At 64.7% G+C, this 16,254-nt stretch carries 14 protein-coding genes and 1 pseudogene; 5 read left to right on the top strand and 10 right to left on the bottom strand.

Annotated features, from left to right (window positions below; all coding sequences use genetic code 11):
• Positions 1-162: 162 nt before the first annotated feature.
• Together dapC and fdxA are read right to left on the bottom strand one after the other, a co-directional pair.
• The gene (dapC, locus tag AC5RT3_RS01980; protein ID WP_494123359.1) at positions 163-1,302 is read right to left on the bottom strand and encodes a succinyldiaminopimelate transaminase; all 1,140 of its coding nucleotides are present in this window, start codon (positions 1,300-1,302) and stop codon (positions 163-165) included.
• Positions 1,303-1,315: 13 nt separating this feature from the next.
• On the bottom strand, positions 1,316-1,642 hold the full coding sequence (gene fdxA / locus AC5RT3_RS01975) for a ferredoxin (protein ID WP_009356972.1): 327 nt from the start codon (positions 1,640-1,642) through the stop codon (positions 1,316-1,318).
• 137 nt (positions 1,643-1,779) lie between these two features.
• Between fdxA and AC5RT3_RS01970 the strand changes: the two genes are divergently transcribed.
• Complete coding sequence (locus AC5RT3_RS01970; protein WP_494123358.1) at positions 1,780-2,016, top strand: putative acetyltransferase; 237 nt, start codon at positions 1,780-1,782, stop codon at positions 2,014-2,016.
• Positions 2,017-2,193: 177 nt separating this feature from the next.
• On the opposite strand, the gene typA is transcribed toward AC5RT3_RS01970, so the two are convergent.
• Positions 2,194-4,122, bottom strand: coding sequence for a translational GTPase TypA (gene typA, locus AC5RT3_RS01965; RefSeq protein WP_494008825.1), 1,929 nt, complete (start codon positions 4,120-4,122; stop codon positions 2,194-2,196).
• A 242-nt stretch (positions 4,123-4,364) separates the two neighbouring features.
• On the opposite strand from typA, the gene AC5RT3_RS01960 reads away from it, so the two are divergent.
• Positions 4,365-5,336 (top strand): SGNH/GDSL hydrolase family protein, encoded by a 972-nt coding sequence (locus AC5RT3_RS01960; protein ID WP_494050901.1) that lies wholly within the window; start codon positions 4,365-4,367, stop codon positions 5,334-5,336.
• Positions 5,337-5,378: 42 nt separating this feature from the next.
• Here AC5RT3_RS01960 and AC5RT3_RS01955 read toward each other — a convergent pair.
• The 3 genes and pseudogenes from AC5RT3_RS01955 to ychF form a co-directional block, all read right to left on the bottom strand.
• A pseudogene (locus AC5RT3_RS01955) lies at positions 5,379-5,961 on the bottom strand (ABC transporter ATP-binding protein); the annotation flags it as partial.
• Positions 5,962-5,996: 35 nt separating this feature from the next.
• Complete coding sequence (locus AC5RT3_RS01950) at positions 5,997-7,763, bottom strand: ABC transporter family substrate-binding protein (RefSeq protein ID WP_494050902.1); 1,767 nt, start codon at positions 7,761-7,763, stop codon at positions 5,997-5,999.
• Between the two features lie 106 nt (positions 7,764-7,869).
• Positions 7,870-8,955, bottom strand: coding sequence for a redox-regulated ATPase YchF (ychF, locus tag AC5RT3_RS01945; protein WP_494008831.1), 1,086 nt, complete (start codon positions 8,953-8,955; stop codon positions 7,870-7,872).
• A 90-nt stretch (positions 8,956-9,045) separates the two neighbouring features.
• Between ychF and AC5RT3_RS01940 the strand changes: the two genes are divergently transcribed.
• The gene (locus tag AC5RT3_RS01940; RefSeq protein ID WP_494050903.1) at positions 9,046-10,272 is read left to right on the top strand and encodes a DNA recombination protein RmuC; all 1,227 of its coding nucleotides are present in this window, start codon (positions 9,046-9,048) and stop codon (positions 10,270-10,272) included.
• A 97-nt stretch (positions 10,273-10,369) separates the two neighbouring features.
• Here AC5RT3_RS01940 and AC5RT3_RS01935 read toward each other — a convergent pair whose 3' ends face one another.
• Entirely contained in the window at positions 10,370-11,449 is a 1,080-nt protein-coding gene (locus AC5RT3_RS01935; RefSeq protein WP_494008833.1) for a 4-hydroxy-3-methylbut-2-enyl diphosphate reductase, read from the bottom strand.
• Between the two features lie 9 nt (positions 11,450-11,458).
• A complete protein-coding gene (locus AC5RT3_RS01930) occupies positions 11,459-12,310 on the bottom strand; it encodes a hypothetical protein (protein ID WP_494123357.1) in 852 nt (283 codons plus the stop codon).
• Positions 12,311-12,473: 163 nt separating this feature from the next.
• Here AC5RT3_RS01930 and xseA point away from each other — a divergent pair, with 163 nt between their 5' ends.
• Positions 12,474-13,811, top strand: coding sequence for an exodeoxyribonuclease VII large subunit (xseA, locus tag AC5RT3_RS01925; protein ID WP_494050905.1), 1,338 nt, complete (start codon positions 12,474-12,476; stop codon positions 13,809-13,811).
• A complete protein-coding gene (locus AC5RT3_RS01920) occupies positions 13,804-14,022 on the top strand; it encodes an exodeoxyribonuclease VII small subunit (RefSeq protein WP_494008836.1) in 219 nt (72 codons plus the stop codon). The genes xseA and AC5RT3_RS01920 overlap by 8 nt, the downstream gene beginning before the upstream one ends.
• 9 nt (positions 14,023-14,031) lie before the next feature.
• On the opposite strand, the gene AC5RT3_RS01915 is transcribed toward AC5RT3_RS01920, so the two are convergent.
• Complete coding sequence (locus tag AC5RT3_RS01915) at positions 14,032-14,886, bottom strand: polyphosphate kinase 2 family protein (protein WP_494050906.1); 855 nt, start codon at positions 14,884-14,886, stop codon at positions 14,032-14,034.
• Between the two features lie 51 nt (positions 14,887-14,937).
• Positions 14,938-16,158, bottom strand: coding sequence for a pyridoxal phosphate-dependent aminotransferase (locus tag AC5RT3_RS01910; protein ID WP_494123356.1), 1,221 nt, complete (start codon positions 16,156-16,158; stop codon positions 14,938-14,940).
• Between the last annotated feature and the right edge of the window lie 96 nt (positions 16,159-16,254).

Below are 16,254 nucleotides of genomic sequence, written 5' to 3'. Positions count from 1 at the left end.
TCCAACACCCGGGCTGCCTTCTTGTAGAAAGCCACCATTGATCAGTTAAAAAGTACCGCCCCTTGGCGGGTGTCACTAATCCGAGACAGCCCGATTTCCCCTAAAATACCCACGATGTGGCGCGAGTCACATGATTGTTACGGGGATTGGATGCGCTCCCGCCTAGCGGAGGCGGTCCACCGCAGCGTCGATCCGTTCATCGGTTCCGGTCAGTGCAACCCGCACATAGCCGTTACCGGCATCGCCGTAGAAGACCCCGGGCCCCACCACAATGCCCCGCTCAGCCAGCCTTGCCACGGTGTCCCACGTGTTCTCCCCCGCCGTAGACCAGAGGTACAGCCCGGCGTCGGAATCTTTGATCTCCAGGCCGAAGTCCAGGAGTGCGGGCACCAGCCGCTCCCGGCGCCCGCGGTAAAGGTCTTTCTGGGCCTCGACGTGGGCGTCGTCGCCAAGCGCCACCCGCATGGCTTCCTGCACGGGATAGGGAACGATCATGCCAGCGTGCTTGCGGCTGTTGACAAGGTTGGGCATCAGGTCCGGATCGCCGGCCACAAAGGCGGCGCGGTAGCCTGCGAGGTTGGACTGTTTGCTGAGCGAGTAGACGGCGAGGAGGCCCTGGTGCGAGCCTCCTGCCACGCGCGGGTCCAGGATGCTGGGCACCGGCTGGCCGCCGCGCTGGACGTCCCAGGTTCCCCAGCCGAGTTCGGCGTAGCATTCGTCCGACGCCACCACGGCGCCCAGTTCGCGCGCCTGCGCCACGAGCGTCTTCAGCGAGTCGGCGTCGCGGACACTGCCGGTGGGATTTCCGGGGGAATTGACCCAGACCAGGCGAACCCGCGAGCGGGTGGCGTCGTCGAGCTCGTCGAGGTTGTCCGTCGCCACAGAGGACGCCCCTGCCAGCGTTGCACCGATATCGTACGTCGGGTAGGCCACCCTGGGGCGCACGACGACGTCCCCCGGCTTCAGGCCAAGCAGCAGCGGCAGCCACGCGACGAGTTCCTTGGAACCGACCGTGGGCATGATGTTGCGGGGGTCCAACCCGGCCACGCCGCGGCGGCGCTCGAACCAGCCCGCGATGGCTTCCCGCAGCGCGGGCATGCCGTGGACGGTGGGGTATCCCGGTGCGTCAGCAGCAGCCTTCAGCGCATCCTGGATAAGTGCCGGAGTGGGGTCCACCGGCGTCCCGATGGACAGGTTAACCACTCCGCCAGGGTGCTCCGAAGCCTTCACGAGGTACGGCGCCATGGCCTCCCACGGGTAATCGGGCAGGTCAAGGCCGAACGAATTCACTGCTGCAGTCACCTTCCCGCGGGCGTCAGTGGTCTTGGTTCTGCGGCGGCAGGGCGGCGATCATCGGGTGGTCCTTGCCGGTGTTGCCGATCTTGGCGGCACCGCCCGGGGAACCGAGGTCGTCGAAAAACTCCACGTTGGCCTTGTAGTAGTCGGCCCACTCGTCCGGAGTGTCGTCCTCGTAGTAAATCGCCTCAACCGGGCATACGGGTTCGCAGGCGCCGCAGTCCACGCATTCGTCCGGATGGATGTACAGCGAACGCTCACCCTCATAGATGCAGTCGACGGGGCATTCTTCAATACATGCCTTGTCTTTGACATCTACACACGGCTGCGCGATTACGTACGTCACGTCCCTGGCCTCTCCACGTTGGTTCCGGCAACCCGCCGGTTCTTGCATCCGGCAGCTGCGGCCGGACTCTTGACATCTGAGCCTATTATCTCCCAGCCCGTTCCCGCGAACCTAGCCGGGACCCCTAGTATGAACTGGTGAGTCAGCCGCCTACCCCTGCAGGGTTCCTTGCCGCAGCCGAACCCGGAACACGGGTGGTGGTCCGCTACCGGGTCGAGGACGGCCTGACGGACGCACTGGGCCATCTGGTCTCCTGCGACGCCGGCACCTGTACAGTCCGTACCCGGCAGGCCGACGTCGTGATTCCCCTTGACCTTGTGGTGGCTGCCAAGCAGGTGCCACCGGCGCCCGAACGCCGCAAGCCACGCGCCTAAGGCATCCTCACGCCGCCGTCGTACCGGGACGGCGGGGTGACCCGATTAAACGGAAAAGCCGGGACGTGCGGCGGTAATACCGTAGTACCGCCTGCCGTCCCGGCTTTTCCAACAGAGTTTTGTCCAGATATGGCGGACTAAACCGCCTGGAAGTGGCCGTATCTGGACAAAAACTCCTTAGGCCTTGGCGCGGGCGCGGTTAGCCTTGGCGCGCTCGTTGGTGTCCAGGATGACCTTGCGGATGCGGATGGCCTCCGGGGTTACCTCAACGCACTCGTCCTCGCGGGCGAATTCCAGCGACTCTTCGAGGGTCAGGTCACGCGGCGGCGTCAGGTTCTCGAAGGTGTCGGAGGAAGCGGCACGCATGTTGGTGAGCTTCTTTTCCTTGGTGATGTTGACGTCCATGTCGTCGGCGCGGGAGTTCTCGCCCACGATCATGCCCTCGTACACCTCGGAGGTGGGCTTGACGAAGAACGAGCCGCGCTCCTGCAGGTTGATCATGGCGAACGGGGTGACCACGCCGGCGCGGTCAGCAACCATGGAGCCGTTGGTACGGTACTCGATGGGGCCGGCCCACGGCTCGTAGCCCTCGGAGATGGACGCCGCGATGCCGGCACCGCGGGTGTCCGTGAGGAACTTGGTGCGGAAGCCGATCAGGCCACGGGCCGGAACAATGAACTCCATGCGGCACCAGCCGGTGCCGTGGTTGGCCATGTTGGTCATGCGGCCCTTGCGGGCTGCCATGAGCTGGGTGACAGCGCCGAGGTACTCTTCGGGCACGTCGATGGTCATGTGCTCCATCGGCTCGTGGATCTTGCCGTCGATGGTTTTGGTGACAACCTGCGGCTTGCCGACGGTCAGCTCAAAGCCTTCGCGGCGCATCTGCTCAACCAGGATGGCGAGGGCGAGCTCGCCACGGCCCTGGACTTCCCACGCGTCGGGGCGCTCGGTGGGGAGCACCTTAATGGAGACGTTACCGATCAGTTCCTTGTCCAGGCGGTCCTTCACCTGGCGGGCGGTGACCTTGGCACCCTTGACCTTGCCGGCCAGCGGGGAGGTGTTGATACCGATGGTCATGGAGATCGCGGGATCATCCACGGTGATCAGCGGCAGCGGCTGCGGGTTCTCGACGTCGGTGAGGGTTTCACCGATGGTGATGTCCTCGATGCCTGCGACGGCGACGATCTCACCGGGACCTGCGGATTCAGCCGGGACGCGCTCAAGCGCCTTGGTGGCCAGGAGCTCGGTGATCTTGACGGTCTTCAGCTCGCCGTTCTGGCGGGCCCAGGCAACCTGCTGGCCCTTGCGGAGGGTGCCGTTGTAGATGCGAAGCAGGGCGAGGCGGCCCAGGAACGGGGAGGCGTCCAGGTTGGTGACGTGCGCCTGCAGGACGCCTTCGGGGTTGTACGTCGGCGCGGGGATGTGGTCGATGATCGCCTTGAACAGCGGCTCGAGGTCCTCGTTGTCCGGGGCGGAGCCGTTGGCCGGCTGTTCCAGGGAGGCGCGCCCCACCTTGGCTGCGGCATAGACCACGGGAACTTCAAGGACCTTGTCCAGGTCCAGGTCAGGAACTTCATCGGCGAGATCCGATGCCAGGCCCAGGAGCAGGTCCATGGATTCGTGGACCACTTCGTCGATGCGGGCGTCGGGGCGGTCGGTCTTGTTGACCAGGAGGATGACCGGCAGGTGCGCGGCAAGGGCCTTGCGGAGCACGAAGCGGGTCTGCGGCAGCGGGCCCTCGGAGGAGTCCACGAGCAGCACAACGCCGTCGACCATGGACAGCCCACGCTCTACTTCACCGCCGAAGTCGGCGTGGCCCGGGGTGTCGATGACGTTGATGGTGATGGTCTCACCGTTGGAGGACGGACCGTTGTAGGCCACGGTGGTGTTCTTGGCCAGGATGGTGATGCCCTTTTCGCGCTCCAGGTCACCGGAGTCCATCACGCGGTCTTCAAGGTGGTTGTGCTCGGCAAAGGAGTTGGTCTGCTTGAGCATGGCGTCGACCAAGGTGGTCTTGCCGTGGTCAACGTGGGCCACAATCGCGACGTTGCGCAGGTCACTGCGCGATGCAGTGGCTACCGCGGTGTTGGTGGTGGTTTCAGACATGCGTAATGGCTCGATTCAGTGGAGTCAGCTGTTGTATCGCGCCAATTCCTAACCGGAACGCACGACGGATCAGGCCCTTTGCACAGGGCGCCTTCCCCTATCTTACCGGCACCAGCATTTATTGGCCTAAAAGGGAAAGCTGGCCAACCGGAACAGTATCCAAACAGGTACCGGATGCCTTACCGGCCGCGGCATCAAAAGTTATTGGATTAACCCGCATACATGCCGCATGATTACTGTTGATGAGCAGCGAGAGTCCCGGGAGAGGCAGGTCCGTCCTGCGCCGGGTGCTGGTGCGCAGTGTAGTCCTCGGACTGGCCGCCACGATTGTCCTCGTTGCCCCGGGACAGCCGTCGATGCCCGTCCCCGCAATCCCCGGCGGTGTGCGGGTTGCAGTCCAAACCGGTGCAATGCCCGAGGGCACGCCGCCCCGACTGCTAAGGGCCGTGCCGGTTCCCGGCCAGCCGGCCGCCGCTCCCTACCGGCCGCATCTGGACTTGCCCAAGTTCGTCGAAGGAATGTCGATCCCGCTGCCCGGCTCCATCTACCGGAATCCCATCAGTGGCCGCAACGAGGTGGTTGTGCCGAACATCAGCAGGACTGCTGTGCTCATAGGCGACTCCCAGTCGGCGCCGGCGCACGGATGGCCAAGGCAGGCACTCGCGGCGTTGGGCTACCATGTCCACTTTGCCGGATTAGGCGGGACGGGTTACGTCAAGGCAAATGGCGGCGTCGGCAACTATATCGACGCCCTCGAGCGTGGTGACTGGCTGCTCCCGGTGGGCACGCCGGCCCTGGTGGTTGTCCAAGGCGGCGGGAACGATGCCGGGAGCGGGGCAACGGACGCCCAGATTACCGGCAACGCCAACAGGCTTCTTCACGCCTTGAAGTCCAGGTATCCGGCCACGCAAATCGTCGTAATAGGGACGCTGGGGCGCGGAGCGGGCAACGGCGGCGGGCGACGAACCCAGGTCGATGCGCTGCTGGGAACCATTGCTGCCCAGCATGGCCTCACATTTGTCAGTGTGGGCGACTGGGTGAGCAGGTACAAGTTGACCAGTCGCCTGGCAGATGCAGTACACATGAGCGTCGAGGGACACAACGCCCTTGGAGTCCTCCTGGCGCAGCGGCTGAGGGAACTGAAAATCCGGGACCTTGCGGCAACCAAGGGCACCATGTCCGCCCGTTCGGGCGACCATGAAACGATGGGCTGATGCCGCCTGGAAACGGCGGCATCAGCCCAGTCAATCCAACCGCTACGCCACTTCGGGCGGCAGCATCAACTTCGCGCCCGGGATGGCATTGAGGAGGGCCTTGGTGTAGTCCTCCCGCGGCGATTCGAAGACCTCGTCGGTGGAACCGGTCTCCACCAGGCGTCCCTTTTCCATGACGCACAACATGATCCGCGATCTGGCGGACCACGGCGAGGTCGTGGGTGATGAAGAGGTAGGTCAGCCCGAGGTTCGACTGCAGATTCGCAAGCAGGTTTAAAACCTGCGCCTGGACCAGCACGTCCAGGGCGGACACCGCTTCGTCACAGATGATCACTTCGGGGTCCAGCGCCAGGGCGCGGGCGATGGCAACACGCTGCCGCTGCCCGCCCGAGAGTTCGTTCGGGTACCGCTGCATGGCGGACTGTGGCAGCGCCACCTGGTCCAGCAACTCCCGGACCTTCTTCTCCCGGGTGGCACTGTTGCCGATCTTGTGGACCCGCAGCGGCTCCTCGATGGTACGGAAGATGTTGTACATCGGATCCAGGGAGCCGTAGGGGTCCTGGAAGATCGGCTGAACCCGGCGCCGGAACTTGAACAGCTCTGCCGCCTTGAGCTTCGAGGTGTCAGGCGGCGAGGGAAGGCCTATCCAACTCGCCGCAACTATCCGGCCAGGCGCCAGTCCCACACATTCCACCAGACGCCCAGCGGGCCGGAGCTTGATTTCACGCCGGCAATTCGGGGGCCGAAGGCGGTGGTGCCGATGGTTTGGTAGAGCGGGAGCCCGTAGGCGTTCTCCCAGATCTGCTTGTCGATTTCTGCGAGCAGTTCGTCCTGCTTGCCGAGGTCAGTGGTCCGTGCGAGCTCTTCCATGGCCTTGTCCGCGTCCGCGTCCGAGAAGCCGTTGAAGTTACTCCCTGCGCCCGTCCGGAAGATCTGTGGCACGCGGCTCACACCGGCGCTGCTGCCGATCCAGCCCAGCAGTGCGGCGTCGTGGCCGTCCTCGCCCAAGGACCGGGCCCAGTCGGCGCTGCTTTGCCCGCCGTCCTCCACCCGGAATCCTGCAAGCGCCGCCGAGTCCCGAATCAAGGCGAATGCCTGGGCACGGTTGGGGTTGTCCCTGTTGTAGAGGATCCGAACCGTGGGTGTTTCCCCGTCCAGGAGCTCCTTTGCGGCCTCGATGTCCACTTCGGCGAATTCCGAGGATCCGTTGTTCCTGGCGGTGTCCTCATACTTGGGCTGCACCGGCAGGAAGACATGGGAGTTGAGCGGCTTTGCGTCCGGCTGCAGGTTCCCCACGACGGCTTCGACGATGGCCTGGCGCGGGACGGTCTTGAGGAATGCCTCACGGACATCCCGCCTGGCAAACGGGCCGGAGAAGTTGAGGTCCAGGTGGTCATAGCCGGACTGGTCGTACCGTTCGAGGGTATTGCCCTGCTCCGCCAGGCCTTCGAACACATCCTCGTTTCCGGCTGAGGGCTGGGGCGAGATAATGTCCGCTTGCCCGTTCCGCAGGGCGTCGACCGCCGCCGGGAGGGCACCGGTGAACCGGACATTGATCTCATCCAGCCACGGTTCTGATCCCCAGACGTAATCCCGGTTGCGGACAAGCCTCATGGAGACTTCGGGAACGATGTCCACCACGATGTACGGGCCGCTGGAAAGGTACAGGGCAGGATCGTCGGGAAGGGCCTTGGTGTCGAAGCCCGAGTTCCAGAAATCGCTGACCGCCTTCAGTTCCGTGTTGACCGCGGGCTTTTCGGGATCCCCCCGCGGTGAGTCGCGAATCAGTTCAACAAGGTCTTCCTCATCGTTCAGCCCGCTCTTGGCGGCAACGACGTGAGCCGGGAGGCCGACGTCGAAGGCTACTTCCCAGTCAGCGTAAGGGGTGGCGTACTCGAGGGTGATCGACCGCCCGTCTCCCCCCAGTTCGGGAAAGACCGTGCCGGCCAGCCCGCTGGTGTCCGATGCAGTGGAAAAGTACCTGGTGCCGGTGCCCGATATGGGGTCGGCGTCGTCGAAGTAGCCCGAACCTGCCGCCCAGCTGAGGAGGAGGTCACCGGCATCGATGGCCTCGCCGTCGGACCATTTGACGCCCTCGTTTACGGTGTACTTCACCTTGAGGGGCTCGTCCGACACCTTCTCGAACCGGCCGAACTTGTCATTGCGCACCACCGCGGCCTTGTCGTCCAGGTAGTAGAACCCGGAGTGGGTGATGTAGCCGATCTTGGAATTGATGTCCGTGTTGCCGTCGGCGCTGTACGGGTTGAAGGAAGAGAACGCGTTGACTTCGGCCACGGTGGCAACGCCGCCCCGCTTCGCCTCCCCCACGATCACAGGGGCGGTGCCGCCGCCGCCGGAGCAGCCCGAAAGCACCACCACAGCCGCAAGGGCTGAAGTGACATAACGCATCAGACGCCCGACCGGCATGCCGCCTCCTTGTGTTTTCCCTCTGGGGGAAGGGGACCTGGAGCTGCCAGGATCACGCCCTACATAGTCAGGATAAGGTGTCCGCGCAGGCAGACGCCGGACCGGCTCAGACGTTGAAGCGGAACTCCACCACGTCGCCGTCGGCCATGACATACTCCTTGCCTTCGATGCGCACCTTGCCGCGGGACTTGGCCTCGGCCATGGAACCCGCCTCGACGAGGTCCTCGAAGGAGACCACCTCGGCCTTGATGAAGCCGCGCTGGAAGTCCGAATGGATGACGCCCGCTGCCTGCGGCGCGGTGTCCCCCTGCTTGATGGTCCAGGCGCGTGCTTCCTTGGGGCCCGCCGTGAGGTAGGTCTGCAGGCCCAGTGTGTGGAAACCCACCCGTGCCAGCTGATCGAGGCCGGACTCGTCCTGGCCGTTCATTTCCAGCATTTCCCGGGCTTCTTCCTCGTCCAGTTCCACGAGGTCGGCCTCGAGCTTGGCGTCCAGGAAGATGCAGTCTGCGGGGGCAACCAAAGCGCGGAGTTCCTCCTGCTTTTCCGGGCTGCCCAGGATTGCCTCGTCCGCATTGAATACGTAGATGAAGGGCTTGGCCGTCAACAGGCCGAGCTCCTTGAGGTGTTCCATCTCCAATTTGTCGCTCTTGATCGAGGAGTAGATGGTGTCGCCGCGTTCAAGGACCGCTTGGGCAGCCTTGATTGCCGCGAGCTCTGCGGCCTCCCGCTTCTTGATCTTGACCTCTTTTTCGATCCGGGGGATGGCCTTCTCGATGGTCTGCAGGTCGGCGAGGATGAGCTCGGTGTTGATGGTTTCCATGTCCGAGCGCGGGTCCACCTTGCCGTCGACGTGGACGACGTCGGGATCGTCGAAGACGCGGACTACTTCGGCGATTGCCTCAGCTTCACGGATGTTGGCCAGGAACTGGTTGCCGAGCCCTTCGCCTTCGGACGCGCCCTTGACGATGCCGGCGATGTCCACGAAGGAGACCGCTGCGGGCAGGATACGCTGCGAACCGAAGATGCCGGCCAACTTGTCGAGGCGGGGGTCGGGCAGGTTCACGACGCCGACGTTCGGTTCGATGGTGGCGAACGGATAGTTCGCGGCCAGGACCTGGTTGCGGGTAAGCGCGTTGAAGAGGGTTGATTTGCCGACGTTGGGCAGTCCGACGATGCCAATAGTAAGAGCCACGAGCATTGATTCTACCCGCAGGGCGTCCCCCGCCTGTACCCGCGGATGTCACTGCCCTACATTGTCCGACCCCCATGCCACAGTGAGGGCATGGATGTTTTTGCGTTGATTCTGGCCTTGTTCATGCTGCTGCTCGGCGCCCTTGCCGGTGCTGCTGCCACCTACTTTGTGCTGCGGAAAAGCTCCCATGCCCTGGAGGCGGACTTCGACGCTGTCTCGTCCAGGCTCTCAGAGGTCAGCGCGCAGTTCGCAGCGGCCGACGCCGAGCGCCGGCTTTTGGCGGCACAGAACCGGGAGCTTGGCGAGGCACGGACGCAGGACGGCAGCGTGCTGCGCGCGCTTGCGCCGGTGGCGGAGAAGCTGTCGGCGGTACAGCAGCAGGTGGCCCTGTTGGAGCGCGACCGGGTGGAACAGTACGGCCAGCTTGCGCAGCAGCTGCGGGAGGCCCGGCACTCGGATGAACAGCTGATCAGGTCCACGCACGCGCTGGAGTCGGCATTGCGCTCAAACAGCGCCCGCGGACAGTGGGGCGAGGTGCAGCTGCGGAGGGTAGTGGAAGCATCGGGGATGCTCCGCCATGTCGACTTCGTTGAGCAGCTTCACAGCGCCGGCAGCGATTCGTCTGTCCGCCCTGACCTTGTGGTCCAGCTTCCCGGCGAAAAGCAGCTGGTGGTGGACGCCAAGGTTCCGCTGTCGTCCTACCTGGAGGCCCAGCAGCTGGGTGCAGTGGATTCCCGGCCCGGGCAGCAGGGGCGGACGGTGCAGGCGGATGGCCGGTCGCAGCAGGTGCTGCTGGCTGCCCACGCGAAGGCTCTCCGTGCGCACGTGGATGCCCTCAGTAACAAGAAGTACTGGGATATCCCGGGCAACTCGCCAGAACTGGTGATTTGCTTTATCCCGGCTGAATCCATCCTGGCAGCTGCCTTGGCCGCTGACGCAGAACTCCTGGACCATGCCTTGTCCAGGAACGTGGTCCTGGCCTCCCCCAGCACTCTCCTGGCTGTCCTGAAATCAGTTGCCTTCACGTGGCGGCAGGATGTCCTGACGGACAGCGCCCGGGAACTGTTCGACCTTGCCCGGCAGCTCTACGACCGGATGGGAACGCTCGGCGAAAACGTCAGCAAGCTGGGCTCATCCCTGAAATCGTCGGTGGACCGCTACAACGCGATGGTGGGAACCCTCGAGGCGCGGGTGCTGCCTACGGCACGGAAGCTGAACTCCCTGGAGGAGTCCGGCCTGGCTGCTCCGCCGGCAGTGGAAGCCACGCCGCGTGCCCTCTCGGCTCCTGAGCTTCAGCAGGACGAGGCTGCAGCCTAGGAAAGGCCAAGGCAGCCTGGGAACGGCAAAAAGAACCGGAGCGGGCCCCGCAGCTGTAAGCTGCGGAGCCCGCTCTATTCTCTGAAGCGCCGTTGTTTCAGCTGCGCGGCCTGCGCCCGCCCAGCGCACGGCTGACATCCCCGGCCTGCTTGAGTGTTGCGCGGAGTTCCTTGGGCAGCGAGAACAGGAGGTCCTCTTCAGCGGTGACTACTTCCTCCACTGTGCCGTAGCCGTACTCGGCCAGCAGCCGCAGCACGTCCTGCACCAGGACTTCGGGAACGGATGCCCCGGAGGTTACGCCCACGGTAGCCACGCCCTCGAACCAGGCCTCGTCAACCTCGTTGGCGAAATCCACCCGGTAGGAAGCCTTGGCACCGTATTCGAGGGCCACCTCTACGAGCCGGACGGAGTTGGAGGAATTGGCGGAGCCGACGACGATCACCAGATCCGCCTGCGGCGAGATTTTCTTGATGGCCACCTGCCGGTTGGTGGTGGCGTAGCAGATGTCGTCGCTGGGCGGATCCTGGAGCGTGGGGAAGCGTTCCTTCAGCAGCCGGACCGTCTCCATGGTCTCGTCAACGCTGAGGGTGGTCTGCGAGAGCCAGATGACTTTTTCCGGATCCCGCACGGTGACCTTGTCCACCTCGTGCGGGCCGTTGATGATCTGGATGTGCTCCGGCGCTTCGCCTGCCGTGCCTTCCACTTCCTCATGCCCGTCGTGGCCAATCAGGAGGATGTCGAAGTCATCCTTGGCAAACCGGACGGCTTCCTTGTGGACCTTGGTCACCAGTGGGCAGGTGGCATCGATGGTGCGCAGCCCGCGCTCCTCGGCTGACTCGACCACCGCGGGAGAAACGCCGTGCGCCGAGAAGATGACCAGGGCGCCCTCAGGCACCTCATCGGTTTCATCCACGAAGATGGCGCCCTTTTCCTCCAGGGAGCTGACAACGTGGACGTTGTGCACAATCTGCTTCCGCACATACACCGGCGGGCCGTAGTGTTCGAGGGCCTTTTCGACGGCGATGACAGCGCGGTCCACGCCCGCGCAGTAACCGCGGGGCGCGGCCAGCAACACTTTCTTGGTTCCCAGGACAGGGGCTGCAGCTGCTACTTCCTCCGGAGAGCGGCGCCGACGCGGGATGGTGGGCATCGAAAGGGAAACAGCTGAGGAGGTCATTTCTCCATGCTACCGGGTTGTCCCCGGGCGCCTCCGCGATGCGATCCCGGCCACAGCGCCCAGCAGCACCAGCACGCCGCCGGCGTGGGCTGCAGCAACGGTCCAGCCTGTGAAGTCTGCGGTGGCCGCGGCCACGAATTCGTTCCGGAACATGTTGGCCACCTCGTTGCCGGTGTCCGTGGCCAGTGCCCGCGCCGAACCTATCTCCGCACCGAGGGCCCACAGCCCCGCGAGCACCAACCCGCCGAGCCCGGCGCCCACCAGTACCGTCCAGCGCCGGCGGGCCGCGACAAGGGCAAGGAGGAAGGCGATGCCCGAGCCTGCTGCAAGCACGTAGCCCATGGGGGCGTACGTAGCCAGCCGCTCCGTCCATTCCCGCTGTTCGGGCTGGCCAACGTTGATCAGCGTCTCCCCCGGCGGATCCAGCGGCAGCCTGGTGGCACGCGAGATCTCCTCAACCCCCAGTGCCACCAGCGGTCCTACGTCCAGGGTCAGGGAGGACACGGATCCGGTAGCGCCGGGGTCCGCAGGAGCCTGCGGGAAACTCAGCCGGTGGCTCTTGCGAAGGGTCTCTTCCCAGGCCGCCGGATACCCCGGCAGGCCGGCCAGTGACGTGGCGGCATCCTCCAGCACCGGCTGGACAAGGTCAGCGAGGAACCCGGGGACTGCGCTGGTGTCAATGGTTCCTACAGCCGCCGTGGCCAGCTGCTGCTGGAACTCCGAGTTCTTTCCCAGCGGGGCCGCCAGTTCCACGAAACCGTCCTCCTGGACGAGGTTGCGGTCAAGCCAGATGGCCGGGACGGCCACGGCTGCCAGCAGGACACCCAGCACGGTGGCCACGGCGGAAACAAAAGTGCGCACAGCAGGTCCTTCGTCGTTGTTGGCGGTAGACCCATCCTAGGCAAGGATCCTGGCGGGATTCTGTCGGTCCCGCATGCTACAGCTTATGGATAAGGTTGAATGACCGCCGTACAACAGACGAAGGACCCCATGCCCGCAGCTCCAGCCCCGCAAGGGCGTTTGCATGTCTGACCAGGCTTCCCTTCCCGGCACCGCACCCTCCACGCTGCCCGCGACGGCTGCTGAAACCACCCCGGACAACCCCTGGCCGCTGCAGTTGCTCTCGCAGAAGCTCAAGGCCCACATCGACAGGACCCCGTCCGCGTGGGTGGAAGGCCAGGTCATCGAGCTGAACCGGCGGGGAAGCAACGCCTACCTGACGCTGCGGGATGTTGATGCGGAAGTTTCCCTGCCCGCCTCGGTCTGGACCAAAGTACTGGAACGCCAGAACCTGCCCCTTGAACGCGGATCCCGGGTGGTAGCCCTGCTGAAACCCGAATTCTGGATGAAGACCGGCCGGCTCAACATGCTGGTCCGCGATATCCGGCCGGTGGGCCTCGGTGACTTGCTGGCCCGGATTGAACGGCTCCGGCAGGCCCTCTCCGCCGAGGGGCTCTTCGCCGATTCCCGGAAGAAACCCCTCCCCCTGCTGCCGCACCGGATCGGCCTGATCACAGGCCGAGACTCGGACGCCAAGAAGGACGTCCTGCGGAACGCTGCGCTGCGTTGGCCTGCGGTGGAGTTTGAAATCAGGGAAGTGGCCGTCCAGGGCAACACCGCTGTCTCTCAGGTGGTCCGTGCCCTCCGCGAGCTCGATGCCCACCCCGTGGTGGATGTCATTGTGATCGCACGCGGCGGTGGCGCGCTCGAGGACCTGCTTCCGTTCAACAGCGAGGAACTCATCCGCGCCGTGGCGGCGGCGGCCACCCCTGTGGTGAGTGCCATCGGGCATGAGGCGGACCGGCCGCTGCTGGATGACGTCGCCGATCTGCGTGCCTCCACGCCCACGGATGCAGCCAAGCGGATTGTTCCCGAGGTCTCCGAGGAACTGGCAGGCGTCCGGCAGGCACGGGAACAGCTGCGCCGCTGCATGGAACGCCTGGTGGACCGGGAATCGGACAGGCTGACCTCGTTGCGCTCCCGCCCCGTCCTGGCGTCTCCGGAAGGACTGGTCACCGTCCGGGCCGAGGAGATCGAACGGCTGCTGCGGCGGTCGTCGGCTGCCGTGAACTCCACGGTTGTCCGGGCCGCGGACCAGTTGGAGCATCTCAAGGCGCAGGTGCGGGCGCTGTCGCCGCAGAAGACGCTCGACCGCGGGTACGCCGTCGTCGAGCTCGCTGGCTGGCAGGCCGCACCCACCGCGGTCGCCGGCCACGCTGTGGTCCGCCGCGCGGTGGACGCCCCGGCAGGCTCTGCGCTTTCCATCCGCGTGGCGGAGGGGCGTTTCGGCGCCACCTCCACCGGGACGCGCAACCCCAAGACGCAAACGGACGTAATGCAGGAAGGAAACGCTCATGAGTGAGCAGACAACAGATGCCGCCATCGCGGGGCTGAGCTACGAGGAGGCACGCGAGCAGCTCATCGCCGTCGTGGGCCGGCTCGAGGCGGGAGGCGCCAGCCTGGAAGAGTCACTGGCGCTGTGGGAGCGGGGCGAAGCCCTCGCCGCCCGCTGCGAGGAATGGCTGGAAGGGGCAAGGAAACGGCTGGCCGCTGCCCGCGACCAGCCGCTGTAACAGGCAGGCTCAGGAGCGCAGGATCAGCTCCCGTTCGGTGGGAACGTCAAAGTCCGCTTTCGGCCATTGAAGGTTTAGTTCGGCCAACGCACCAATGAGCAGCTGCTGCACGGCGATGCGGGCATACCACTTCTTGTTGGCCGGGACTACGTGCCAGGGGGCTTCCCTGGTACTGGTTTCGTCGAAGGCCGCCTGGTATGCATTCATATAGTCTTCCCAGAACGCCCGCTCATCGAGGTCGCCACGGTTGTATTTCCAGTGCTTCGCCGGGTTGTCCAGGCGGGCCAGCAGCCGCTCTTTTTGTTCCCCGCCGCTGATGTGGAGCATCACCTTCACCACCTTGGTTCCCGATTCGATGAGCCGCCCCTCGAACTCGTTAATGGCGACGTAGCGCCTTTTGATCTCCTCGGGACTTGCCCAGCGGTGGACGCGGTGGATCAGGACGTCCTCATAGTGGGACCGGTCGAAGACCCCCACCATGCCGACGGCAGGCACTTCCTTCTCGATCCGCCAGAGGAAGTCGTAGGACTTCTCCTCGGTGGTGGGAGCCTTGAAAGCCTTGAACTGGACACCCTGCGGATCCATCGCCCCCATGACGTGCTTGACGATGCCGCCCTTGCCGGCCGTGTCCATGGCCTGCAGGATGAGCAGGATCCTCTTGCGGCCGCCGAAACGGGATTCGGCGAACAGTTTTTCCTGCAGGTCGGCCAATTCGTCGTCCATGTCCGCCAGCAGTGCCTTGCCGTCCTCCTTCGTGCCGTTGTAGCCCGGGGTGGCATCCGGGTCGACGTCGGACAGGGCAAATCCGTCGCCTACACGCAAAGTTTCAGAAGGAAGCTGCTCGAACCGAGTGACGCCGGCCATGGGGAATCCTTTCCGCGAAGTGCCACGGGCCTCATAGCCCGTGTGCACAGGCTAGTTCCCCTGGTACCTGCTCAGGAAGTCCCCCATCCGGCCAACAGCTTCCTCGATGTCCTTGACGTTGGGCAGCGTAACCATGCGGAAGTGGTCCGGGCGCACCCAGTTGAAGGCACGGCCGTGGGACACCAGGATCTTCTGCTCCCTGAGGAGGTCCAGGACGAACTTCTCGTCGTCCCGGATGTGGAAGACCTCTGGGTCAAGCTTCGGGAAGAGATACAGGGCGCCCCGGGCCTGCTGGGTGCGCACGCCGGGGATGTCATTCAGCATGTCGTAGGCCTTGTTGCGCTGCTCCAGCAGGCGGCCGCCGGGCAGGATCAGGTCGTTGATGCTCTGGTATCCGCCAAGGGCGGTCTGGATGGCGTGCTGCGCCGGGACGTTAGCGCACAGGCGCATGTTGGCCAGCAGGCTGATGCCCTCAAGATAGTCGGCGGCGTCCTTCTTGGGTCCCGAAATGGCCATCCAGCCGGCGCGGTAGCCGCACACCCGGTAGGCCTTGGACAGCCCGCTGAAGGTCAGGCAGAGGACGTGGTCGCCGGTGAGCGCGGCGAGGTTGATGTGGACGGCGTCCTCGTACAGGATTTTTTCGTAGATCTCGTCGGCGAAGATCACCAGCCCGTGCTTCTCGGCCAGGGCAACGATGCGCTTGAGCGTCTCCTCCGGGTACACGGCACCGGTGGGGTTGTTCGGGTTGATCACCACGATGCCCTTGGTCCGGGGCGTGATCTTGGATTCGAGATCCTCCAGGTCGGGCTGCCAGGCGGATTCCTCGTCGCAGAGGTAGTGCACGGGTTTTCCGCCGGCCAGCGCCACGGACGCGGTCCAGAGCGGATAGTCCGGGGTGGGGATGAGGACTTCGTCCCCGTCGTCCAGCAGCGCCATCAGGGACATGGTGATGAGTTCGCTGACGCCGTTGCCGAGGTAGATGTCGTCCACGTGGATGTTCTGGATCCCGCGGGTCTGGTAGTACTGCGATACGGCCGTCCGCGCCGAGAAGATGCCGCGGGAATCGCTGTAGCCCTGCGCATGGGGCAGATGCCGGATCATGTCCACCAATATGGCATCGGGGGCTTCGAAGCCGAACGGCGCGGGATTGCCGATATTCAGCTTGAGGATCCGGTGGCCCTCCGCTTCCATCTGCTGGGCGGCCTGCAGGATCGGTCCACGGATGTCATAAAGGACGTTGTTGAGCTTCGTGGACTGCCTGAATTCTGCCATTCCTCAAATATGCCACAGGAAGGATGCACGGCCGCTGAGACCTCGCCCACACGAACGACGGCGGCTGCCGGACTTCGGAAAGTCCGGCAGCCGCCG

It is taken from the genome of Arthrobacter sp. Y3221159, assembly GCF_059089885.1.
This window is presented reverse-complemented; position numbering and strand designations above follow the sequence as displayed.